We start from the raw sequence: 6,321 nt of genomic DNA, 5'->3' as shown, positions 1-6,321 counted from the left end.
CCCGGCCCTTGGGCGATGGCACCATTGCCGGTGAGGCGGGCCTGATAGTGCCCGCCGCCGGGAATCCCCCCGGCATGTGGTCCCGGCGATGGATTTCCCGGCTTCGCCCCCTCCAACAGATACTCCGCCTCGCCCGCCGGGCAGCCGGGGATGTTCCGATCCACGCCCCAAGCCCCATGCAGCCAGGTCCGGAACAACAGCTTCACCCGCCGGGGCGCTGGGTACAACTCGATCCACTGGAAGGCGTTGGGATAGCGGCTGTTCTCGTACACGCAGCCCGCCGCCAGTTCCAGGCAGGCGCGGGCCGGGTCCGGCGGCAGGATGCGCTCGGTCTGGGGGAAATGCAGATGGCCGCGCAACAGCAGGTCGCAATGAAGGTGGACAGCGGCGCGGGCCTCGTGGCCGTCCCATTCGGCCAGATAATCCCAGGGGTGGTGCAGCAGGGCGAGCCGCCAATCGGCTTGTTCAGCCTCCGGGACCAGCACCGCCTGATGGAGTTGGTAGCGCCCGATGAGAAGTCGGCTGCGGTCATCGTCGCCGTGGGCTAGAAAAGCGGAATCCAGCCCGGCGATGTGGAGGCGTGTGCCGCGAATGTCGAAGGTTTTCTGCCACCAGGGGAATGGGTGAATGCCGCTGTGCCATTGGCCGAGAAAGTCCAGATACGCGGCGTGGCGTTTCAGCAAGGTCTCGCTTTCCCCCGCATCCGCCAACAGCTTGGCGATGTCGTCCTGACTGGCTTGATCCAGCAGGGCTTTCTGAATGGCCTTGGCGACAAAACCCACGGCGCTCCGGTCCACGTCGTGGTTGCCCGGCACCAATAGCAGCCGCTCGCGGGGGAAGCCTTTCGGCAAGACGGGCCACAGCCGGTTCGACAGCCAGTCGAGGGCCAGGGCGTATTCCCCGGCCTTCCCGGAAAAGGCCAGATCGCCGGTCAGGGCCACCAAGTCTGGCACCAGGCCCCGTTGGACTTCATCGCCAATGTGACGGGCCAGCGCCCGCAGCACGGGGTCCGAGTCCCAGGCCTTGCCCGTGGCGAAATGGACGTCGGAAAGGTGGAGGATACGTATCGGGTTTTGTTGTTGTTCTGAGCGCATGGCGGTCCGCACGGTTGGCTAACGGAACAGCTAGGATACGGATACGTCTCCTGCGCTGGCAAGGAAAGGCGGAAGGCTAATGTCTGGTATGGAGGAATCACCAGCCATTCATCGGCTTCTTCAATAGCGGTCATTGAGGAATGGCCGCTATCGGCATGGCCGGGTGACCGCTTTGGCCGAGCGCCAGACCACCGCCGTGGATTCCCGGTCGGCCCCCCCGTCCGGCATCCCTTCTCCGGCGAAAGGCGCCCGCCCGCCAGGGCGGACGACGCCCCGCCGAATCGACGCCCCCCGCTTCATATCCTCCCACAACCGGCCCGCGCCGCCCCTTCATTGAGGCCGCAGGGGTTCGCTCCGCCAGACGGTCGCGCCCAGGGCATTGGTGATGGCGACCCGGAGCCCCCCGTCGGCCCCGGCCTGGATGTCGCCGAAGTTGAGCCAGTGCTTGGCCTCCCGCCAGCCGCGGACCTGCCTGGCGTCGTCCGGCCCGAAGAAGAACAGGCGCTCCGGGTTGAGGGTGGGGTCCAGGGCGCGGTTGGGGAACAGGCCCGCGCTCATGGGGCCGGAGATGAATTCGTACATCAGGAACCCGGGCGCGTCGGCGAAGGGCCGCAGCCGGTGGCCCGCCGCGAAATGCACGTCGGTGGTCAGCCACACGCCGTTGCGGATGTCGGCGTCCCTCATGAACCGCAGCAGGTCCAGCAGTTCCCGCTCGAAGCCGGTGGCGCCCCCGTTGTTGGCCCAGCCGTCCCGGCCCTTGTCCGGTGGCCAGCCGGTGGGCACGGTCAGCGGGACGCTGGTGATGATGAACTTCCAGGTCGCGCCGGACTGTCTCAGGGCGCTTTTGAGCCAGGCCAGTTGCTCCCGCCCCAGCAGGCTCTTCGGCTGGCTGACGGAATCGGCGGCGGCGTTAGCGTCCCGGTACCGCCGGGTGTCCAGCAGGAACAATTCGACGTGCCGGCCCCACCGCAGCTTCCGGTACAGGCGCCCCGCGTCGGCGGTCGGGTCCAGGGGGCTGTAGTCCAGGAAGGCCCGCAGGCCCACCGGCAACAAATGCTGGCCCGGCGTGTAGGGCGGCTCGGCGCGGGTGTCCTCGCCCGGGCCGAAATCGTCCATCACCTCGTGGTCGTCCCACACCGGCAGATAGGGCGTGGCGGCCAGGAACTCCCGGAACGCCCGGTCCTCCCGCGCGTAGCGCCAATGCGTCCAGAACCCCGGCAAGTCCACCGCCGGGCCGAACCCGCCCGCCACTTGCGCGTTCCCGAAGGCGCCCTCCGCCCGGCATTCGTTGTCGGCGTAGACCATATCGCCCAGGGCGATGAAGAAATCCCAGCGGGTCCGGTTCAGCGCGTCGAAGATGGGGAAGCCCTCGCGGCTGTCCCGGCACACGTTCTGCCCGGCCACATCGCCGCCCCAGGCGAAGCGGACCGGGCGCGGGGCATCGGGTGACGGCGCCGTCCGCAGCCGCCCCGCCACCGCTTGGGGACCCCCGTTGTTGGCCCGGTAGGCGTATTCGGTGTCTGGCCGCAGGCCGTCGAAGCGGATGGCGGCGGTGTTGTCGTGGCCCGCGTCCGCCGGGGCGGTCCGGGCGAGGGCGGTCCCGCCGGCCACCGGCTCCAGGCGGACGGCCAGAGTGCCGGGCCGGTCCAGACGCGCCCAGACCACCGCGCTGTGGTCGGTGACTTCGCCCGAGGCGACGCCGTGGGTGAGCGTGCCGACGGGTTGGGGAGCGGTCGCGACGCAGCCCGCCAGACTCAAGCCGGCCACGGCCACCGCCATGCGGCCGGACCGGGCGGCCGACGACCGGATCGAAGCCGCCGAAGGGGGATCGGGATTGTTCACCATGGGGTTGTCCTTGGCCGGCACGGGCGGATGAATCGTCATTGTTTGCCGATCATTATCCATGAAGCTGACGCTTTCGGATCGACCAAGGCAGGGTTGGCGTGCGGACGACGCGACAGATTGCCTCCCAACGCGCGGCCGTTTCCGAAGGCCCCGGTGTCCGGGAGTCTCAAAATGAATGGCCGTAACCTGACCGAAGCGCTGCCCCGCCCGCCGCCGGAATCGCCCAAAGAACCGCCGAAGACCAAACAGCCCACCATGTCCTACGCCGTGGAGACGATCCGCCTGGAAAACTCCCACGCGGATTTCACCGACCAGTCCATCCAACCCCATTTCTCCACCGGCATCGAGGACTTGCACGGCACCATCCAGGGCGTGAATTCAAAGCCGGGCCAGTCCGCCCAAGTGCGTTTGGAGGGCCGGGTGGACCCCTACGCGCCCGTGAAGATCGAGGGCCAGCTCAACCTGCTCAGCCCGGTGCAGTTCGCCGATGTCCACATGCGCTTCACCAACCTGGATATGACCACCCTGTCGCCCTATTCCGGCAAGTTCGCGGGCTACCGGATCAAGATGGGCAAGCTGTCCCTGGACCTCGATTACCGCTTGAAGAACCGACGGCTCGATTCGCGCAACAAGATCGTCCTCACCCGTCTCGTTCTGGGCGAGCCGGTGCGGGACTCGAAAGCGCCCGACCTGCCCCTGCACCTCGCCATCGCCTTGCTCAAGGATTCGAAGGGCCGGATCGATCTCAATCTGCCCATCCGGGGCGATTTGAGTAAACCCAAGGTCAGCTTCACGGGGCTGGTGGGTCAGGTGTTTCGCGGCCTGATACGGAAGGTCGCGACCTCGCCCTTCAACCTGCTGGCGAAGCTGGGCGGGGGCGGGGGCGGCGGCGCGGAATCGCGGTTCGTGGGGTTCAGTCCCGGCGAGGCGGAACTCGGCACCGCGCAGGCGGATCAGCTCTCGACCTTGGCGAAGGCGTTGCGGGAGCGGCCCGCGCTTTACCTTCAGATCACCGGGGTGGCGGGGCCGGAGCGGGATAGGCAAGGCCTGACCGACCGCCTCAAGATCGCCAAATTGATGGCGGAAGGCCGCCCGGCGTCCGATCCCGAGGTTCTCCGCGCCACCGTGCTCAGCGAGAGCGACCGCCAGCGCTATCTCGAAAGGCTCTATCGGCGGGAGACCGGCCAAACCGCGCCCGCGTCGGTGGAAGCGATGCGGCGGGCGCTGCTGGACCCCGCCGCCATCAGCCGCACCCGGCTACGGCTCCTGGCGCAGGCGCGGACCAGCGCCATCCGCGATTATCTGGTCAACGCCGAAAGCCTTCGGCCCGACCGGATATTCCCGACCAGCGTGCGGGTGCGGCAGGGCAAAGGCCCGCTGGTTAGGTCGGAACTGGGACTCAAGGCGTCGTGACAGGGCAGGCCCGCCCGATGGCCGGGATTCCGCTCTCCGAGTGCCGAACCCGCCCGCGACGACTTTCCTCTAACGAACATGAGCAGGAATTCCCCCCATACCCGAAATCATCGACTTCCCTATCTGCTGGGACTCACGGCCATCTTCCTGGCCGAATGGATCATCCTGGCCGTCCATCCCGTCAACCGCATCGACTGGCTGGCGGAGAACATCCTGGTCGCCCTTGCCGCCGTGGATTCGCGCTCAGTTATCGACATTTCGTGTTCTCGCGCCTCGCCTACACGCTGATCTTCCTGTTCTTCGCCCTGCACGAGTTGGGCGCTCATACACCTATGCCGGGGTGCCTTATGACGCCTGGTTCCAGCGCCTGACCGGACATTCCCTGAACGCGCTGCTGGGCTGGCGGCGCAAAAATTTCGACCGGCTGATGCATTTCCTCTATGGGGTTTGGGCTTAGTGCCTGTCCAAAAACAAGTGGAACAAGTTGTAGGGGCAGCCGATGATGTCCGCATGGATACCGAAGACATCATCGATACCCTTCGCAAGGAATTTGAACGCGTTTCTGCGGTTCTGGATGAGCGAGGCCGTCGGGTGTGGGCGGCCGCGGAAGCGGAGGCCCTGAGGTACGGTGGGCAAACGCTCGCTCGTGGCCAAGGCCACCGGCTTAGGACGGACCACGCTCTATCGTGAGGGCGTAGGGCAATCCCCGGATCAAGCGCGGCTTCCTGAGGATCGAGTTCGGAAGGCGGGCGGTGGCCGCAACAAGTTGACCGAGCAGGAACCGGGGCTGATACACGCGCTGGAGGCGTTGGTGGAGCCGTCCACCCGAGGCGACCCGGAGAACCCGCTCCGCTGGACTTGCCAATGGGCCGTGGCCCTCAATCGCCAAGGGTACCGGATTGGTCGCCAGGCCGTGGCGGCTTTGTTGGAAGGGTCGGGCTACCGTCTTCAGGGGAATCAAAAAACCAAGGAGGGCGCCGGCCACCCGGACCGGGATGCCCAGTTCGATATATTCATGGCCGGGTCGAGGAGTTCCAGCGCCGAGGGCAGCCCGTCGTCTCGGTGGATACCAAGAAAAAGGAACTGGTCGGGGACTTTAAGAATGGCGGGCGGGAATGGCGTCCAAAGGGCGATCCCGAACCGGTTCGGGTGTACGACTTCGTGGATGAGCGTTGGGCAAAGCCAATCTGTACGGGATGTACGACACGACGGCCAACCTGGGTTGGGTCAGTGTGGGCGTGGATCACGACACGTCCGAGTTTGCCGTAGAGACCTTGCTCCGGTGGTGGGAGAAAAGGGGCCGCTCCCGTTCCCGGCGGCGACGGAACTGTGGGTCACCGCGGACGGTGGCGGCAGCAACGGAGCCAGGGTTCGATTGTGGAAGGTGGCGTTGCAGCGACTGGCGGACGAAACTGGGCTACGGATTACCGTGTGCCATTTCCCGCCGGGCACGAGCAAGTGGAACAAGATTGAGCATCGCATGTTCAGCCATATCAGCCTGAACTGGCGGGGAAGGCCTTTGATCAGCCATGAAGTCATCGTCAACTTGATTGCCAACACAACCACCCGGACAGGCCTGAAAATTCAGGCGGAGATCGACACCCATACCTCCCCTAAAGGTCTTCGGGTAACCGATGAGGAATTCAGCAAAATCAACCTCCAAAAGGCTGACTTCCATGGTGAGTGGAATTACACCATTTTCCCCTCAACGTGAAGATTGTTTCACTTATTTTTGGACAGCTACTTACAACCCCGAACCGGGCCGCTTTCGAGCGCGCGCGGAATCTCCAAGCGGTTGTCTTCGACAAGACCAGGCCCTGGGGCTCCGCTGCCTGATGCTCACCGGGGACAGCCGCGCCGTCGCGGCGCACGTCGCCCGGCAACTCGGGCTCGACGACTACTTCCGTCTTTCCGCACCTCCCTTGACTACAATTGCGCGTTTTCCCCGCAAGCACGAACCACGACGCCC

5 protein-coding genes and 1 pseudogene are annotated in these 6,321 nt (G+C 65.7%); 4 read left to right on the top strand and 2 right to left on the bottom strand.

Features of this window, described 5'->3' with window-relative positions; genetic code table 11:
* Both ACXWUF_RS16440 and ACXWUF_RS16435 read right to left on the bottom strand, forming a co-directional pair.
* Positions 1–1,094 (bottom strand): metallophosphoesterase family protein (locus tag ACXWUF_RS16440; protein WP_458495731.1); only part of this gene is annotated, 1,094 nt, incomplete at its 3' end.
* A 330-nt stretch (positions 1,095–1,424) separates the two neighbouring features.
* Positions 1,425–2,978 (bottom strand): alkaline phosphatase D family protein, encoded by a 1,554-nt coding sequence (locus ACXWUF_RS16435; RefSeq protein ID WP_458495730.1) that lies wholly within the window; start codon positions 2,976–2,978, stop codon positions 1,425–1,427.
* Between the two features lie 132 nt (positions 2,979–3,110).
* Here ACXWUF_RS16435 and ACXWUF_RS16430 point away from each other — a divergent pair, with 132 nt between their 5' ends.
* From ACXWUF_RS16430 to ACXWUF_RS16415, 4 genes and pseudogenes are all read left to right on the top strand, one after another.
* The gene (locus ACXWUF_RS16430) at positions 3,111–4,352 is read left to right on the top strand and encodes a DUF748 domain-containing protein (RefSeq protein ID WP_458495729.1); all 1,242 of its coding nucleotides are present in this window, start codon (positions 3,111–3,113) and stop codon (positions 4,350–4,352) included.
* Positions 4,353–4,430: 78 nt separating this feature from the next.
* A complete protein-coding gene (locus ACXWUF_RS16425) occupies positions 4,431–4,640 on the top strand; it encodes a hypothetical protein (RefSeq protein WP_458495728.1) in 210 nt (69 codons plus the stop codon).
* 52 nt (positions 4,641–4,692) lie between these two features.
* On the top strand, positions 4,693–4,809 hold the full coding sequence (locus ACXWUF_RS16420; RefSeq protein ID WP_458495727.1) for a DUF2238 domain-containing protein: 117 nt from the start codon (positions 4,693–4,695) through the stop codon (positions 4,807–4,809).
* A gap of 171 nt (positions 4,810–4,980) precedes the next feature.
* Positions 4,981–6,066 (top strand): annotated as a pseudogene (locus ACXWUF_RS16415) (ISAzo13 family transposase).
* Positions 6,067–6,321: the final 255 nt, after the last annotated feature.

The organism is Methylomagnum sp., from assembly GCF_054333355.1.
Note: the sequence above shows the minus strand (reverse complement) of the source record. Positions and strands in the feature narration are given on the sequence as shown.

Excerpts from the sequence above, each read along its gene's own strand:
- ACXWUF_RS16430 (WP_458495729.1), top strand. The coding sequence starts at position 3,111 with ATGAATGGCCGTAACCTGACCGAAGCGCTGCCCCGCCCGCCGCCGGAA.
- ACXWUF_RS16425 (WP_458495728.1), top strand. The coding sequence starts at position 4,431 with ATGAGCAGGAATTCCCCCCATACCCGAAATCATCGACTTCCCTATCTG.
- ACXWUF_RS16435 (WP_458495730.1), bottom strand. The coding sequence starts at position 2,978 with ATGACGATTCATCCGCCCGTGCCGGCCAAGGACAACCCCATGGTGAAC.